The sequence below is a fragment of the Pseudoxanthomonas sangjuensis genome, from assembly GCF_010211755.1.
Lineage (GTDB): Bacteria > Pseudomonadota > Gammaproteobacteria > Xanthomonadales > Xanthomonadaceae > Pseudoxanthomonas_A > Pseudoxanthomonas_A sangjuensis.
On record NZ_PDWR01000005.1, the window covers coordinates 75,766 to 91,088 of the forward strand.

At 70.0% G+C, this 15,323-nt stretch carries 13 protein-coding genes; 6 read left to right on the top strand and 7 right to left on the bottom strand.

The features are described 5' to 3' along the window. Positions 1-38 precede the first annotated feature (38 nt). The 5 genes from CSC71_RS03940 to CSC71_RS03960 all read right to left on the bottom strand — a co-directional run bounded on the left by CSC71_RS03940 (position 39) and on the right by CSC71_RS03960 (position 6,142). Positions 39-626 carry an RNA polymerase sigma factor gene (locus tag CSC71_RS03940; protein ID WP_162373044.1) on the bottom strand — a complete coding sequence of 196 codons (588 nt, stop codon included), beginning with the start codon at positions 624-626 and terminating at the stop codon, positions 39-41. 67 nt (positions 627-693) lie between these two features. Then, entirely contained in the window at positions 694-1,512 is an 819-nt protein-coding gene (locus CSC71_RS03945) for a TorF family putative porin (RefSeq protein ID WP_246191956.1), read from the bottom strand. Positions 1,513-1,593: 81 nt separating this feature from the next. Next, entirely contained in the window at positions 1,594-2,385 is a 792-nt protein-coding gene (locus tag CSC71_RS03950) for a c-type cytochrome (protein WP_246191958.1), read from the bottom strand. Next, on the bottom strand, positions 2,340-4,988 hold the full coding sequence (locus tag CSC71_RS03955) for an MtrB/PioB family outer membrane beta-barrel protein (protein ID WP_162373045.1): 2,649 nt from the start codon (positions 4,986-4,988) through the stop codon (positions 2,340-2,342). Before CSC71_RS03955 ends, CSC71_RS03950 begins: the two co-directional genes overlap by 46 nt. 26 nt (positions 4,989-5,014) lie before the next feature. Further along, on the bottom strand, positions 5,015-6,142 hold the full coding sequence (locus tag CSC71_RS03960; protein ID WP_162373046.1) for a DmsE family decaheme c-type cytochrome: 1,128 nt from the start codon (positions 6,140-6,142) through the stop codon (positions 5,015-5,017). A 215-nt stretch (positions 6,143-6,357) separates the two neighbouring features. Between CSC71_RS03960 and CSC71_RS03965 the strand changes: the two genes are divergently transcribed. The 6 genes from CSC71_RS03965 to CSC71_RS03990 are packed head-to-tail and all read left to right on the top strand — an operon-like array spanning position 6,358 to position 12,976. Next, complete coding sequence (locus CSC71_RS03965) at positions 6,358-7,227, top strand: class I SAM-dependent methyltransferase (RefSeq protein WP_162373047.1); 870 nt, start codon at positions 6,358-6,360, stop codon at positions 7,225-7,227. A 3-nt stretch (positions 7,228-7,230) separates the two neighbouring features. Continuing rightward, on the top strand, positions 7,231-8,463 hold the full coding sequence (locus tag CSC71_RS03970; protein WP_162373048.1) for an amidohydrolase family protein: 1,233 nt from the start codon (positions 7,231-7,233) through the stop codon (positions 8,461-8,463). Next, positions 8,463-9,161 carry a class I SAM-dependent methyltransferase gene (locus CSC71_RS03975; RefSeq protein ID WP_162373049.1) on the top strand — a complete coding sequence of 233 codons (699 nt, stop codon included), beginning with the start codon at positions 8,463-8,465 and terminating at the stop codon, positions 9,159-9,161. Before CSC71_RS03970 ends, CSC71_RS03975 begins: the two co-directional genes overlap by 1 nt. Before the next feature lie 18 nt (positions 9,162-9,179). After that, positions 9,180-10,700, top strand: coding sequence for a B12-binding domain-containing radical SAM protein (locus CSC71_RS03980; RefSeq protein WP_162373050.1), 1,521 nt, complete (start codon positions 9,180-9,182; stop codon positions 10,698-10,700). A 60-nt stretch (positions 10,701-10,760) separates the two neighbouring features. Beyond that, entirely contained in the window at positions 10,761-11,852 is a 1,092-nt protein-coding gene (locus tag CSC71_RS03985; RefSeq protein ID WP_162373115.1) for a glycosyltransferase family 4 protein, read from the top strand. After that, on the top strand, positions 11,849-12,976 hold the full coding sequence (locus tag CSC71_RS03990; protein WP_162373114.1) for a glycosyltransferase family 4 protein: 1,128 nt from the start codon (positions 11,849-11,851) through the stop codon (positions 12,974-12,976). The genes CSC71_RS03985 and CSC71_RS03990 overlap by 4 nt, the downstream gene beginning before the upstream one ends. Before the next feature lie 137 nt (positions 12,977-13,113). Here CSC71_RS03990 and CSC71_RS03995 read toward each other — a convergent pair whose 3' ends face one another. Both CSC71_RS03995 and CSC71_RS04000 read right to left on the bottom strand, forming a co-directional pair. Continuing rightward, on the bottom strand, positions 13,114-14,382 hold the full coding sequence (locus tag CSC71_RS03995; RefSeq protein ID WP_162373051.1) for a sulfotransferase family protein: 1,269 nt from the start codon (positions 14,380-14,382) through the stop codon (positions 13,114-13,116). A 17-nt stretch (positions 14,383-14,399) separates the two neighbouring features. Continuing rightward, positions 14,400-15,290, bottom strand: coding sequence for a class I SAM-dependent methyltransferase (locus CSC71_RS04000; protein ID WP_246191960.1), 891 nt, complete (start codon positions 15,288-15,290; stop codon positions 14,400-14,402). Positions 15,291-15,323: the final 33 nt, after the last annotated feature.

A 15,323-nucleotide genomic window follows, 5' to 3' on the forward strand; every position in this document is an offset into this window, starting at 1 on the left:
GCAATCCTGATTGGAATTCGGGGTAAAGCCCATGCTGTCTAACTCCCCTGCTCCCGCGTCTCGCCGCTCAGGGCGGGCACGACGTTGAGCAGCTTCATTCTTGCGTGGAACAGGCGCGCCTTCACCGTCCCGACCGGGCATTGGAGGATGGCGGCGACCTCGTTGAGGCTGTGGCCCACGCCGTAGACCAGTTCGACGACGACGCGCTGGTCCGCGCTGAGCAGTGCGAGCGCCTTGCCCAGCAGATCGCGCAATTCGCGGTCCTCGCCCGGATCCGTACCTTCACCCAATCCCGGAGGGAAGGCGTCGTCGGTCAAGTCGTCGGCCAATTCGACGCCCTGCCGGCGCAACGCCTTGAGTCCGCAGCGATAGGTGATTCCCATCAGCCAGGTGGAAACCCGGGCATCCCCGCGGAAGTCGCCCGCGTGCTGCCAGGCGATCCAGAAGCAGTCGTTGACGACCTCCTCGATGATGTCCGGGCGTCGCGTCAGCCGGGACAGGAACCGGCACAGCCTGCCGTGGTAGCTCCGGTACAGCGCGGCCAGCGCCGCATGGTCGCCCGCCGCCATGCGCTGGAGCAGCGCACGATCGATGGCATCGGCGGTGCGGGCATTCGCCTCGTTCATTGGCCCTGGTGGTCGATCCCGTTCGTGGTTCCCTGCATAGGTGCCCCGACGCCCCGGATTGGTTGCCTCAGAACGACCGGGTGAGGCTTGCGACCCAGTGCGGCGGAGCATGGGCGCCGTAGACCCGTCGCGCGCCGAGGCTGTTCATGTTGCGGTCGACCTGCAGCCGCCAGGGTCCGTCGCTCCACGCCAGCCCCAGGTTGCCGTAACCGTACGTCCGCAGCCGGCTGTATCCGTATCCATAACCGTAACCGTGTTCGTAGTAGGGGTGGTGCCCGGGACCATACGAGCCGACAGCCACCTCGGCGATCCCGGCGCCCGCGGAAAGGGAGACGTGCCGCGTCAAAGGCCAGCTGACGGCCACGTCGACGGCGCCGCGGAAATGCCGCTCCCCGTCGTCGCCGACGTGGATGGCCGAAAGGCCGAGGGTCACGCTGTCCCGGTAGGTGAAATAGAGGTTCGCCTCGGCGCGATCGGGCATCCGGTTGCGGCGATAGTCGTAGTACAGCAGGCCGGCCTGCGCCCGCCAGTCGTCCGAAAGCGCCCAGGAACGCGATACCCGCGCCAGGGCCATCACCGGCCGCCCCGGCGAGCGCGCTTCCACCCCGCCCGCAAGGCCGAGCGACCAGCCGCCGGGGGACGCCCAGGAGATCGCGCCCTGGAGGACCGGGGTGGCCGGCGTGATCGCCAGGCCACGGTCGACCAATTGCGAAGCCAGCGCGACCTCCCCGCCGATGCGCGAGGCCTGTGCCTGGAGCGGCGCAGGCCGGCAGGCCAGCGCGACCGCCGTGGCCAGCAGTACCGGACAGGAACGGAGCCGGGTTGGTGGGGACGCGCGCGAGTTCCGGATGAATCGGCGCCTAGGGGTTGTCATGTCCGCGCTCAAGCCATCCGCTTGGGCGCGAGCTTACCGGCCCCGCACGGGCCGTTCAAATACGCACGGCGCCGGCCCTTGCCGGGCGTTGGCTCAGTGCGCGTCGACGAAATCCGCCACCGCCTTGATGTCCGCCTCGCTCAGCGACTTGGCCACGCCTTGCATGATCTTCGCATTGCTGGTCTTGCCGCGGGCGCCGCTCTTGAAATCGTGGAGCGCCTTGGCGACATAGGTCCCGGACTGGCCCTGCAGGCGCGGAATCGTGGCCCAGGGCGGTCGCGGCTGCGTGGTGTTGACGTCGGCATCCGAACGCGGGCCCTTCCCGTTGGCGCCATGGCAACCCTGGCACGGGGGAATGCCGCGGGACGGATCGCCATCGCTGAAGAGCCGTCCACCCGGCGAGGCGGCAGCGGCGCCCGCGCCCGGCTTGGGAGGGAGCGACGCGTAATAGGCGGCGAGGTTGCGCATCTCGGCATCGCCCAGGGAAGCGACCAGCGGACCCATGACCGGATCGCTGCGCTCCCCGTCCTTGAACGTCTTCAGCTGCACGTAGAGATAGGTCGCCGATTGCCCGGCCAGATCCGGGAACGTCGGTGCGATGCCGAGTCCGTTGGCGCCATGACATGCGCTGCAGACATTCGACAGCGCCTTGCCGGCCTGGACGTCGCCGGAGATCGGCTGCTGCCGGCGCACATCGAGGAAGGCCCCGGGCGCTTTCGGCGCGTTGCCGTCGCCATCGGCCACGGCCGCCGCCGTGGCGGCAAGGGTGACCGCCAATCCCCCGGTGGCGAACGCGATCAGGTGCAGGGCTCGCTTCGAAAACCACATGATTCCACTCCTCACAGCCTCAGGGTGATGAATATACCCATCGCCATGGCGTCCCATTGCGATGCGGGCGCCAGCTCGGTGAACACGCGATTGCCGACGACCAGGTCGCCGGGCGTGTCGAAACCGGCAAGGTGCCAATCGGAGAACCGGCCGCGCTGGTACTTCCAGAAAAAGCGCAGGTCGGCGTTCGCGGACAGGGCCAGGTCGAGTTTCGCGGTCAGGTCGTGCACGCGATAGACGTTGGTGGGGAAACGGTCGCCGACGGCCGCTTCGTCCAGGATGCGGGCGTAGACGACGGAAAGCGCCGCCAGGCTCGCGTAGTCGTAACGATTGACGCCGCGCGAATAGGTGAAGTCGTAACCGAGGTCGAGGCGGACGCGCGGCGAGAACGCGCGATTGAAGTGGGCGCCCGCATTGACGTTGCGCTCGTCGTCGGTCTCGGACCAGAAATTGGCGAAGGGATAGAACCGCCCACCGAACTGCATGTCGGCCTGGTCCGGAGAGGAATAGGTCAGCGCCTCGTTGTCGTTGACGTTGCCATTCCTCAGCCGGCTGGCCTGGTAGCCGGCATACGCGCTCATGCTGGTGGCCGGCGACGGCGACCAGTCCCATGCGGCATCGGCGCCGAAGGTGTCGAACGACCGCCGTCCGATCGTCGCCCGGTAATCCTTGCGGTCGCCGTGCAGCGTCGCGCTGAACGTGGCCGTCTCCCCCACCGGCATGGTCAGGATCGCCTTGAGCCTGCCCGCCTGCAGGTCGCCGAGGTCGTACTTGCGCATCTGCGCGACGGTGAAGGCCGGGTTGCCCGTCGCGGGCGGCACGTAACCCGGCAACGACGGCGAACGGGCATCGGAATAGGGGTACGGATCGTAGGGGTCGCCGCTGCGCCTTTGCGCTTCGTAGCTTATCCGCAAGGTCGCGTCGTCGAAGACCGTGCCGTCCCAGTCCAGCTCGAGGCGCTGGTCGTCGACCCGGTCGCGTTCGCGCACGTGCGGCGTGCGGCGCTCGAACCGGTAGCGCAGGCCCAGCGCGCTTTCGCCGAGGTCGCGGTTTCCGCCGAGTTCGAACTCCAGGCGGTCGTAGCTGTAGGGGATGTTGGCGATCCGGGTGTAGACCGACTGGTAGGCGGGGTCCCCGGGCTTGAACAGGCCGGAGAAGGCCGGCGCCGGGATGATGAACGCCACCGCCCCGTTCTCCGCGACATAGCCGTACTGCCCGGTGAGCGGGTTGTACATCGTGTACCGGGTCTTGTTGTCTTCGTCGTACCGGCGCAGGTGCGCGTACAGCCCGAGCGCCTGGGTCGGGCGGAAATCCGCCCGCAGGTCGACGAGCAGGGTGTCGATCCGCGCCCTGGCCGTGCTGCGCGACAACGCCGCCGTGGTGTTCCAGTCCGCGCAGGCGATGCCGCTGCCGCCGATCATCGCGCCGTCGGGGCAGAACGCGGGGTCGAGCGGCGCCTGCAGCGCGTCGTCCTGGCGCATGCTGGCCCAGGACGCGACCAGCGACAGGTTGCCGTTCCAGAGCTTCAGCGGGTGCGACGCCTTCATCTGCGCGCTGTAGTAATCGTTGTCCGGCTCGAGCGCCCAGGTGCCGCCATCGATCATGGAGGCGGCGCCGGGCACCACGGCGAAAGGCACCCGGAAGTCCAGGCGATCCTTGTCGTTGCGGAAGAACGAGCCGTTCAGGCTGAAATCGAACAACCAGCCCATGGCGCCACTCTTGTTGCGCAGCCCCAGGCGGATGTCGGTGGTCGTGGAATCGACCGGGCGCACGGTTTCGTACTGGCCGCCGTAGCGGCCGGGCACGCTGGGCGTGCCCGCGCCGCCGGGTCCCGGCGCCACGAAGTAATAGCTCAGGTACATCGGCCCGCCCCACGCGCGCGTGCCCTCGCGGCGCTCGTTGGTCACGCCGGCATAGCCGATCCAGTGCCGGGCCGGCGCCGCGCCTTCCCAGCTGGCGCCGGTGCTGCGGCGGTTGATCGCCAGGGTCTGCCGCGGCCGTTCCTCCATCGCCTCGCGCACCGCTTGCGGCGTGCTGCCGGCGGCGATGCCCGGCGGCAGCGTCAGCTGCGTGGTTCCCACGCCGTCCCACAGGGGATACGCGGTGGTGCTCAGGGCGTGCGGCGTCGCGCGATGGAAGAACTCGAACCGGCCCGCGCCGTAGCGGCCCGCGCGCACGCGGAAATACTGGTCGTCCTGGCTGATCCGGCTGCCGCGCAGCTCCACGAAGCCGCCGGTCTTGCGGTTCGTGGCGGAAAAGGCCGCCAGGCCCAGCACCGGCCCGTTTCCCCAGTCCGCGTACCTGCGGAAGAAGGCGTTGTCGGCATCGCCGCCGGTGGACAGGTAGCCGAACTGGACCAGGCCGAAATGGCTCCAGTCCGCCTGGTCTTCCCCGTCGGCGCTCTCGTCGCCGGGATATTCGTAGGGGTACGGGTAGAGCGCGCCGCTGGGCGTGCGCAATTGGCCCGGATGCAGCCACGACATGCCCCGCGGATCCGGGACGATGAACGGCTCCCAGCCGGTCGGGTCCAGGCCGTTGCCGAACTGCAGGTTGCCGACGCGTTGCGAATCGCTGACGTCGGCCTGCGCCATGGCCTCCGCGCAGACGGCCATGCCGAGCGCGGCGGCGATCAGTGTTGCCAGCAGGTTTCGTTTCGGCATGACGGTGCCCCTGCGATAAGGACAGGTCACTTGACCAGGGTGGAACCCGCGGGATGGTTGGACCCGTGGATGTTGGCGTGGCAGTTGAGGCACCCGCGCGCCATCACGCGCTCGTCGGGGGCGATTCCGCTGCGCAGGCCCTGCCGCGTCAGCAGGTCGTTGGGATGCCCGCTGTTGGTGTGGCACTGCCGGCACAGCATCGGCACCGGGAGTACCGTCAGGTTCGCGTGGTTGGACCCGTGCGGGGTGTGGCAATTCAGGCAGCTTTCCCGCACCGGCGCGTGCTCGAACAGGAACGGCCCGCGCTTGTCGGCATGGCAGGTGAAGCAGGTTTCGTTGGCCGTGGCGGTCTTGAGCAGCGGCTTGGTGAAGCTGCCGTGCGGATTGTGGCAATCCACGCAGGAGATCTGCCCCTCCGGCAACGGCATGTGCGAACGGCGGTTGAACTGGACGCGGATGTCGCGATGGCAGGTCGAGCAGACCTCGTTGACCGAGGCCTTGGCCATCAGGCCTTCGGGCGACAGCCTCGCCATCGGATTGTGGCAATCCGTGCACGACAATCCGCGCCGCTCGTGCACCGAGCCGATCCAGTGCTGGCGGGCGCCGCCGGCGTGGCAGCCCAGGCAAGTGCGTACCTGGACCTCGACCGGGGTCGCGCTGCCGTGCGTATAGGCGATGATCAGGCCGCGGATGTCCGGGCGCTTCGCATGCTCCGACCCGGGGCCATGGCAGGCTTCGCACGCGCCTTCCGGCGCGACCCCGTGCGCTCCGGCGACGAATGCGCTCACGTGCATGCTGTGCGATGCGTGCACGTCCTCCAGCGCATGGCAGGACCCGCAGCTTTTCGCGCCGATCGCGGTCGCGTGGGCCGCCAACGGATTGCGCGCCATCGACGCCGCCGAGAACGGCAGCGCGGCAGCGTCGTCCCATGCCGGGCGACGATGTTCGTCGCTTCCCGCACCCATGTCGGTCGGAGGCAGGCTGCGCGCGATGTCGCTTGCGCTCAGCGGCTCGGGTAGCCCGCGGGGTTCGGCCTGGCCGGATTGGGCCGATTGGACCGACTGGGCCGAGTCGCTCCGCTGCGCGTGCAACGTGGACAAACCGGCCAGCAGCAGCATGGCCAGCACCGCCGTCATCGGCAGTGCCTTGCGCATCGTGCGTTTCCGCCGGGATGTTTCCGTCATCGAACCGTCCACCTGCGTTCCGCAGGGATGGACGAACGCCATCCCCGGGCAATGAAAGGACTTGTTGCGGGTAGGTGCCGGCCGCGCCGGGAAAAGGTTGCATCGCCAGCGCGAATGCAACTTTTCGCCCCCTCCCGCGGCACCTACCGGCATTCGAGGAGGCGCATGACATGACGGGAACCCGCATGCCCGAGACCGCGGGCGGCGTCGCGACGGATTCCGGCGAGCGCGGCGCCGGGGCCGCCGCCGCAGCGGACGCGGCGCAGTTGCACGACACCCAACTCGCCTTCGACAGCGTGGCCGCCGACTACGACGGCCCGCGCGGCAACAACGAGCTGATCCAGCGCATGCGGCACACGCTCCGGGAAGTCGTGTGCCGCGAGCTCCCGCCGGGATCGAGGCTGCTGGACCTGGGTTGCGGCACCGGCATCGATGCGCTCGGGTTCGCGCAACTCGGCTATCCGGTCGTCGCCACCGACTGGTCGCCGGGCATGGTCGCGCGCACCGAAGCGCGCATCGCCGGCGCTTCCCTGCCGGTGCCCGTGGCCGTCAGGCAGCTGGGCATCCACCAGCTTGCCGCCCTCGATGGCAGCTTCGACGGCATCTACTCCAACTTCGGACCGATGAACTGCGTCCCGGACCTGGCCGCGACCGCGGACGAATGCGCGCGCCTGCTGGCCCCGGGCGGGGTCCTCGTGTTTTCGGTGATGGGCCGGATCTGCCCATGGGAACTGGGTTACTACGCGCTGCGCGGCCGCTTCGGGCGGGCCGCCGTGCGCGCCGCGCGCGGTGCGACGCCGGTGGGCATGAACCGGCACACGATCTGGACGCGGTACTACCTGCCGCGCGAGTTCCACCGCCATTTCGCGGCGCGGTTCGAGTTGGCCGGCTACCGTGCGCTGAGCCTGTTCATGCCGCCACCCTACCTGGTGGACTTCTACCGGCGCCACCCGCAATTGTGCGATCGCCTGGGCCGGCTCGACGATTATCTTGGCGAATGGCCGCTGCTGCGCGACATGGGCGACCACTTCCTCATGGTGATGCGCCGGCGCTGAGGCATGGACGGCGCGCCCGCCACGACCGGGATCGTCCTGCACGGCGCCGCCGTGGTCACGCCGGCGGGCATCGCGCAGGCGCCGTTGCCGCTCCGTGCGGGCCGGATCGCCGCCGTCGCGGGCACGCGCGTTCCGCGCCTCGCGCTCGACGGACACCTCGTATTCCCGGCGCTGGTCAACGCGCACGACCACCTGCACGTCAACGCCGTCCCGCTGCTGCCCGCGCCTGGGCCGTTCCGCAACAGCTACGAATGGATCGAGGCCTTCAAGGCGCATTTCGCCGAGCCGGCGGTGGCGGCGGCGCTCGCCGTGCCGAAGGACGTGCGCCTGCGCCACGGCGCGCTGAAGAACCTGCTCGCGGGAACGACCTGCGTGGCGCACCACGATCCCTGGCATCCGGTCTTCGACGCGCCGGACTTCCCCGTCGCCGTGCTGCGCGAGCATGGCTGGGCCTACGCGCCGGGCTGGCCCGGCTACGGGCCGGACGTGCGGCGCAGCTTCCTCGACACGCCGCCCGACCGCCCGTGGATGATCCATCTGGCGGAAGGCACCGACGCCGTGGCCCGGGCGGAACTGGCCGGGCTCGAGGCGATGGGATGCCTGGCGCCGAACAGCGTGCTGGTGCATGGCGTGGGCCTGCGCCCGCAGGACGTGGAACGCGTGATCGCGCGCGGCGCCGCCGTGGTCTGGTGCCCGTCGAGCAACCACGCCCTGCTCGGCGCGACGCTCGATCCGCGACCGCTTTGCGCGGCGGGCCGCCTCGCCCTCGGCACCGATTCGCGACTGAGCGGCGCGCGCGACATGCTCGACGAGATGCGCGGCATCCTCCTGCGCGGCGAACTCGGCCCGGCGCAGCTCCTGGAGATCGCGACCACCGCGGCCGCGCGCATCCTGCGGCTGCCCGGACGCGGCGACCTGTCACCGGGCGACCATGCGGACCTGATCGTCGTGCGCGACGATCGCGGCGCCGGGCCCCATGCGCTGGCGGGCCTTCATCGCAGCGAAATCCGCGCGGTCGTGCGCGACGGCACGCCGTGCATCGCCGACCCCGACCTCGCCGACTGGTTCGCGCTCGCCGGCATCGACGCCGTGCCGGCAACGCTGGACGGCAAGCCGAAGCTGCTGGCGCGCTGGCTGGCCGATCCCGAAGTCGCGGCGCTCGAACCCGGACTGGCACTGCATGCCGACGCGGGCTTGCGACGCCACGCGCCGATGCCCATGGCGGGGAGTCGCTGATGGCCGGCGCGATCATGCTCGAACCCGCGGCGGCGTATTCGCTGTGGGCGCCCAGCTACCCGCCGCACGCCCACAACCCGGTGATGCAGGCCGAAGAGCGCGCCATGCTCGCGCTCATGCCGGAAGCACTGCACGGCCAGTCCGTCCTCGACGCCGGCTGCGGCAGCGGGCGCTATCTGCTGCATGCACTGCACCGAGGCGCGGCGCGCGTTACCGGCGTGGACCTGTCGCCGGAAATGCTGGCGCGCGCCGACACCGCCTTGCGCGATGAAAGTCGCGAAGTCCCCATCGCGCTGCTGGCCGGAAGCATCGACGCACTGCCTGTTGCCGATGCCTGCGCGGACCTGACCGTGTGCGGCCTGGTGGTCGGCCACCTGCAGGAACTGCGTCCGTGCCTGGCGGAACTGCAACGCGCGACCCGGCCGGGCGGCATCGTGCTGTGCAGCGACGTGCATCCGATCGGGCACGCGCTCGGCTGGGTGCGCGACTTCAAGTCCGGCGGGCAACGCTACGCCGTGCGGCACACGCAACACCTGTACGGCCACTGGCACGACGCCTGCGCCTCGCTCGGGCTGCGCATCGAGCGGGTGCGCGAGCCGATGCTGGATCCCGCCGACATTCCCGCGGATGCGCACTTCGACCGCACCGCGCTGGAAGTTCCCGTCGCCCTGGTGCTGCAACTGCGACGCGAGCGCTGACCAGGAGACCCGGAACCCATGCCGCCGATGCCACGCACCCTGCTGATCAACCCGACGATCGCCTCGCGGCGCAGCGCGCGGTTCCCGCTGGCCCTGCTGCACCTGTCCGCGGCACTGGAACGCAGCGGCGCCGGCAGCAGCCGGATCATCGACGGCAACGTCGACCGCGACTTCATCGACGCGACCTTGCATGCGCTCGAACAGGAGCGCTTCGACCTGGCCGGCATCAGCGTCATGGGCGGCCCGCAGCTGGCCCCGGCGATCGCCGTTTCCCGCGCCATCCGCGAACGCTTCCCGCAGGTGCCGATCGCCTGGGGCGGCTACTTTCCCACCCTCAATACCGCGGCGGCGATCGCCTCGCCCGATGTCGACTACGTCGTCCGCGGGCCGGGCGACGAAACCCTGCCGGAACTCGTCGCCGCGTTGCGCGGCGAAGGCGCGCCGGCGCTGGAGCGGATTGCCGGGCTGTCGTGGAAACGCGCCGGGGGCATCGTGCACAACCCGGCCCGCGGCATCCCGGTGCCCGCCGACGGGGCCCGGCTTCCCTACGAACTGCTGGGCGACCCGCGCCGCTACCTGGCGCGCACCTACCTGGGCGAGCGCACCGTGGCGCACCAGGCCGCGACCGGCTGCCGCTTCCGCTGCACTTTCTGCGGGGTGGCGGCGATGTACGGCGGCGCGACCCACCTGTCGAGCGCAGCGCGGCTGGAACGCGACCTCGGCTACTTCAAGCACGAACTCGGCGCCGATTCCGTCCAGTACTACGACCACAACTTCTTCGACCGCGAACAGGACATGGTGCCGCTGCTCGAAGTCATGGCCCGCTTCGAAATGCCCTGGTGGTGCTACGCCCGCGCGGATGCGCTGCTGGGCCTGTCGGCGCGTTCCTGGGAGCTGGTGCGCAGGAGCCGCCTGCGGATGGCGTACATCGGCGCCGAATCGCCCAACGGGCAGATGCTCAAGGACATCCGCAAGGGCACGCGGCCGGACCAGACCGTGGAAGTGGTGAAGTTGTGCAAGCGCCAGGGCGTGATCCCGGAACTGTCGTTCATGGTCGCGCCGCCGGAAAACACCGAGGAAGAGACCGAACGCACTTTCGCGTTCATCCGCGAACTGAAGCGCATCAATCCGGAGGCGGAGGTGATCGTCTACGTCTACACCCCGCTGCCGGACGAGAGCCGGCACGAATCCGACCGCCGCCGGCGCGCGCCCGTCGCGATGCGCGACCTCCACGGCCAGCCCGTGGCGTTCCCGAAGACGGTCGAGGAATGGGCCGAGCCGCGCTGGATCGACTATGCCTGCCACGCCGATGCGCCGTGGCTCGACGAGAAGCTGCGCCGGCGCATCCATGATTTCGTGACGGTGCTGCGTTGCCGCTATCCGACGGTGCAGGACCTGCATTCGCCCGCATGGGCCAAGCGCGGTTTGCGCGCCATGGCCGGCTGGCGTTACCGCTTCGGGAAGATCGACCGCCCGTGGGAACTGGAACTCGCCAGCCGGCTGGTGCGCCTGCGCATGCCGCAGGTATCGGGGCTCTGAGCGCGGACCGCCTGCGTGCATGTCGTCCAGGCCAACCTGTTGCCGGTGCCGGAAGGCTGGATGCATGCCGATGTCCTCCGGCAATGGCACTCGCTGGTGGACATCGCCGAGATCGCCGCGAGCGGCGGCGTCCGCGTCTCGGTGCTCCAGGCAGCGTCGCGCGAGGATCGCATCGTGCGCGACGGCATCGAATACCGCTTCGTCGACGTTTCCGAAGCGAAGGGAGCGCCGGAACGCAGCCACCGCCTCGCCGCCGCGTTGCAGGAGCTCGGGGCCGACGTCCTGCACGTGCAGGGCCTGGCGTTCGGCGGCGATGCGTTTGCGATCTCGCGCCGGCTCCCGCGGTTGCCGATCCTGTGCCAGGACCACGCCGACCATCCGCCAAGCCGGTGGCGGCCGTGGCGGCGGCTGCAGTGGCGTCGCTGGTTCGCCGCGGTCTCCGCGGTTTCGTTCACCGCGCCGGAGCAGGCGCAGCCGTTCATCGACGCCGGCGTGTTCGCGAAGCGGATGCAGGTGTTCGCCATCCCCGAATCCACCAGCCGCTTCACGCCCGGGGATCGCGGGCTGGCGCGCGCCGCGACCGGGCTGCATGGCGATCCGTGCGTGTTGTGGGTGGGGCACCTGGCCCGGGGCAAGGATCCGCTGGCCGTCATCGACGGCATCGCGCGGGCCGCGTTGCGGCTGCCGGGGCTGCAATTATGGTGCGCCTACGGGACGGCCCCGCTGCTGGACGCGGTCCACCAGCGCATGGCGGCGTACCCGCAACTCGCCGGGCGCGTGCATCTGCTCGGCAAGGTGCCGCACGCCAGGATCGAGTCGTTGATGCGCGCCGCCGACCTGTTCGTGTCCGGCAGCCACGCGGAAGGTTCCGGATACGCCCTGCTGGAAGCGCTTGCCTGCGACGCCACGCCGGTGGTCACCGACATCCCGCCATTCCGCGCACTGACCGGCGACGGCGCCATCGGGCGGCTGTGGCCGCCGGGCGATCCGGAACGCCTGTCCGGGGCGCTGGTGGACGCATGGTCGAACCGGGCGCCACCCGGCCGGGTGCGCGATCACTTCGATGCGACCCTGTCGTTCGCCGCGGTGGGGCGTCGATGGGCGGATGCCTATGCGCGGGTGGTCGACAGCCATGCGCGGGGTGCGCGGTGAAACTCGCGCTGATGGTCCCGGGCGGCGTGGATCGCAGCGGCGAGCAGCGCGTGATTCCGGCGTTGCTCGCCCTGATCGAGCGACTCGCGCGGCACCACGAGGTGCACGTGTTCGTCTTGCGGCAGGAGGCGACGGCGGGCGAATGGATGCTTGCCGGCGCGCGCATCCACAACATCGGCGAGGGCTGGACCCGCCTGCGCGCCATCCGCGAGGTCCGCCGCGAGCACCGGCGGGCGCCGTTCGACACGATCCACGCCATCTTTTCCGGTTCCTGCGGCCTGTTCGCGGTGGCGATGGCCAGGCTCCTGCGCGTGCGCAGCCTGGTCCATGTCGCGGGTGGCGAGCTCGCATCCCTGCCCGAGATCGCTTACGGGGGGCGCCGGCGTTGGACCGGCCGGCTGCGCGAAGCGCTGGTATTGCGCGCCGCCGATGCCGTCACCGCCGCCAGTGCGCCGATCCTCGCTTCGTTGCAAGACCTCGGGATCGCCGCGCAGCGGGTGCCATTGGGAGTCGATCTCGCGGCCTGGCCGCCTTTGCCGCCTCGCCGACGCAGCGCGGGGCCGGCGAAACTGATCCATGTCGCCAGCCTCAACCGGGTCAAGGACCAGGCGACCCTGTTGCGGGCGCTGGCGATCCTGGCGGCGCGCGGACAGGCGTTCACGCTGGACGTGGTCGGCGTGGACACCTTGCATGGCGAAGTGCAGGCGCTGGCCGGCGAACTCGGGCTGGAGCGCCGCGTCCGCTTCCATGGCTTCCGGACGCAGCGCGAACTGCGTCCGCTGCTGGCGTCGGCCGACCTGCTGGTGATGTCGTCGTTGCACGAGGCCGGGCCGCTGGCCCTGCTGGAAGCCGCGGTGGCGGGCGTGCCCGCGGTCGGCACGGCGGTCGGGCATTTCGCGGAGTGGTCGCCTTCGGCGGCCCTGGCCGTCCCCGTCAGGAATCCGGACGAAATGGCGAATGCCATCCAGCGGGCGCTTGCCGACGAGGAACTGCGGTTGCGGCTGGCGGAGGAAGCGCAGCGTCGCGCGATGCGGGAGGATGCCGATTCCACCGCCGAGGCGTTCCAGGCCTTGTATCGAACGACTCCACAAAACGGAAGGCATTATCGATCCGGCCCAAATTGAATACGAACTTCACCGTTCGTACTGAGCGCAGGCGCGTAGCGCCGGAGTCGAAGGACGTGGCGAGGCTGTCCTTCGACTCCGCGCCTTCGGCGCGACGCTCAGGGCGAACGGAGACTTTGGACTGTTCGAGGTTCGTATCAATGGAGACCACGTCGCCTCGGGAGCGCGGAAAGGAACCGCACCCGACGCGCCCTGATGCGATCGACCATCCAGCCGGCGCGTATCCACGCCTGCAACAGTCGCCGGCGCAACGCGGGCAGCGGCACCAGCGGATAGCCGAGCTTTCCGGCAGGGTCGGCCAATATCGCGCTCAATCGCTCGCGATCGCGTCGCGTCAGCGCATTCAACGCACCCTCCGCAGGCTGGCGGTTCAATTTCCCCGCCGCGTTGTTGCTGTCGAAAGAGCTGTTGCTCGGGGTGGGAATGCCGTTCGCGGTGGGCCGCATCATGACGGGCAGCGGCTCGATCCCGAGAAAAGACGCCATCCGGCGGACACTGCCCGCCGTGTCGTCGAGCAGGTCCTCGTAGCGGACGAGCAGGTACGCGTCCGACGCGGGCCGGTCGGAGCGACGGGCCGCTTCCCGGTACGACAGGTGCATCTGGCGAAGGATCCGGCGCGCGTCGCCCGACGGATGGCCGGCATTCCGTGCGGCCTGGCGGCTGGATGCGTAGACCGCGCAAGGATGGCGGACGACATGGAGCAGTTTCGCCTCGGGGAATTCGGCCGTCAGGCGCCCCAGGAAACGCTCGTTCGCGGGTGTTTTTTCCACCCATCGCTGCAGGGCGTGCGCGGTGCCGAACCCCGCCGTGCAATGCGCGTAGGCAAGCGCGATCGCGACCAGCGGCCAGGACGTCGTGCGCGGCCCGAGCCGCGTTTCGACCAGCGGCCACCATGCCAGCAGGGCGCGCATGAATCCGACATACGGCGAGTTTTCCGCCGACGAGCGCCCGAGCAGCCAGTAGGGGGACTGGTTGATCGGGTTGGCAAGCCTGCGCAGCCACTCGCAGCCGAGGAATGGCAGCCATGCCTCCGCGGGCAAGCGCTTCAGGTGCCAGGCGAAATTGGTGAGCATGGTGCCTTCGGCGGGAAGCACGGAGAGCGCCGGATGGTGGTCGAGCAGGTCGCGCACCAGGGTCGTGCCGCTGCGGTGGGCACCGAAGACGAACACGGGCCGGCGCGCGATGGCGAACGCGTGCTCGATCTCGCCGGCAGCGAGGAGCGCGGGACCCGCCGATTCGGCAGCGGACCACACGGCATCGGACCACGCCGCCGCGGCCTGGCGCACCGCGCCCAGGTCGGTGACGCGCGGCCTTTGCAGCTGCCGGTCGAATTGCGCCTCGAGATGGACGATGTCCAGGGGATCGCATCCCGGGTATGCGCGTCGTCGGGGATCTGGCCGGTCCATGCGTGGCTTCGTCCCGATCAGGCGTCTTTGCGGGCCACGTACAGGCGAAACCTCGAGGGTTCCCTGTGGCCGCGAAGTTTCGCCGCGAGAGGGCGCATCGCCCACGCCAGCCCGTACCAGGGGCGGTGGACTTCCCAGCGGATCGACAGCGCCCGCTGCATCTCCTGCAGCCACCCATCGGTCAGGAAACCGAGCATGGCGATCGAGTCGCCCGCCACGCCATGGCGCTGCAGGAAGGCGGCCTGTCGCTCGGCGAGCATCCTGCGTCCGTCCTCCTCGCGCGGGTACCAGGGCGTATCGCCGATGACCACCAGGCCGCCCGGCCTCACGCAGCGCAGCGCCTCGCGCAGGCTGGCCTCGGCGTCCTCGCTGTAATGGAAGGAAGCATTGAACACGGCGGCGTCGAACTGGTCGTCGGCGAACGGGAGCCGGTCGAAGCTGGCCTGGAAACGCGGGAACAACGCCGGCAACCGCGCCCGGTAATGGCGCGCGGCGCCCAACCCGTCGCTGTCGTTGGTGAGCAGGTCGACGGCGCAGGGACGATGGCCCGCGAGCGACAGGCGATAACTCATCCAGCCGTTGCCCGCGCCCAGGTCGAGGACCCTGCCCTTCGGCCGGTCGGGCAACAGGCGCCGCACGACGTAGTCGTGGCTGCGCGCCCTGATGCGCCATTGCGCGGGGTCCTTGCCGGAGACATCGCGATACGGAAGCTCCAGGTAGTAATCCCCGCAGTCGCTGCCACGACCTTCCGCCTTCCTGACCCGTTCGTAATCCCGGATGAAGCCGGCAAGGCGGAGCTGCGTTTCCGGCGGCAGCGCCCGCGCGATGCCGCGGCGGACCGTGATGGAAAACCCGCACGCCGCGCAGTCCGAAGCGGGGATGCCGGCGCCGCAACGGGGGCAGCGCAAGCGGATCCCCGCCGGCAATCGCTCCTCCTCCAT

What these genes read in the sequence shown, in the direction of transcription:
- CSC71_RS03940 (WP_162373044.1), bottom strand. Translation starts at nt 626, where the DNA reads ATGAACGAGGCGAATGCCCGCACCGCCGATGCCATCGATCGTGCGCTG.
- CSC71_RS03950 (WP_246191958.1), bottom strand. Translation starts at nt 2,385, where the DNA reads ATGGGACGCCATGGCGATGGGTATATTCATCACCCTGAGGCTGTGAGG.
- CSC71_RS03955 (WP_162373045.1), bottom strand. Translation starts at nt 4,988, where the DNA reads ATGCCGAAACGAAACCTGCTGGCAACACTGATCGCCGCCGCGCTCGGC.
- CSC71_RS03960 (WP_162373046.1), bottom strand. Translation starts at nt 6,142, where the DNA reads ATGCGCAAGGCACTGCCGATGACGGCGGTGCTGGCCATGCTGCTGCTG.
- CSC71_RS03965 (WP_162373047.1), top strand. Translation starts at nt 6,358, where the DNA reads ATGCCCGAGACCGCGGGCGGCGTCGCGACGGATTCCGGCGAGCGCGGC.
- CSC71_RS03970 (WP_162373048.1), top strand. Translation starts at nt 7,231, where the DNA reads ATGGACGGCGCGCCCGCCACGACCGGGATCGTCCTGCACGGCGCCGCC.
- CSC71_RS03975 (WP_162373049.1), top strand. Translation starts at nt 8,463, where the DNA reads ATGGCCGGCGCGATCATGCTCGAACCCGCGGCGGCGTATTCGCTGTGG.
- CSC71_RS03980 (WP_162373050.1), top strand. Translation starts at nt 9,180, where the DNA reads ATGCCGCCGATGCCACGCACCCTGCTGATCAACCCGACGATCGCCTCG.
- CSC71_RS03985 (WP_162373115.1), top strand. Translation starts at nt 10,761, where the DNA reads ATGCATGCCGATGTCCTCCGGCAATGGCACTCGCTGGTGGACATCGCC.
- CSC71_RS03995 (WP_162373051.1), bottom strand. Translation starts at nt 14,382, where the DNA reads ATGGACCGGCCAGATCCCCGACGACGCGCATACCCGGGATGCGATCCC.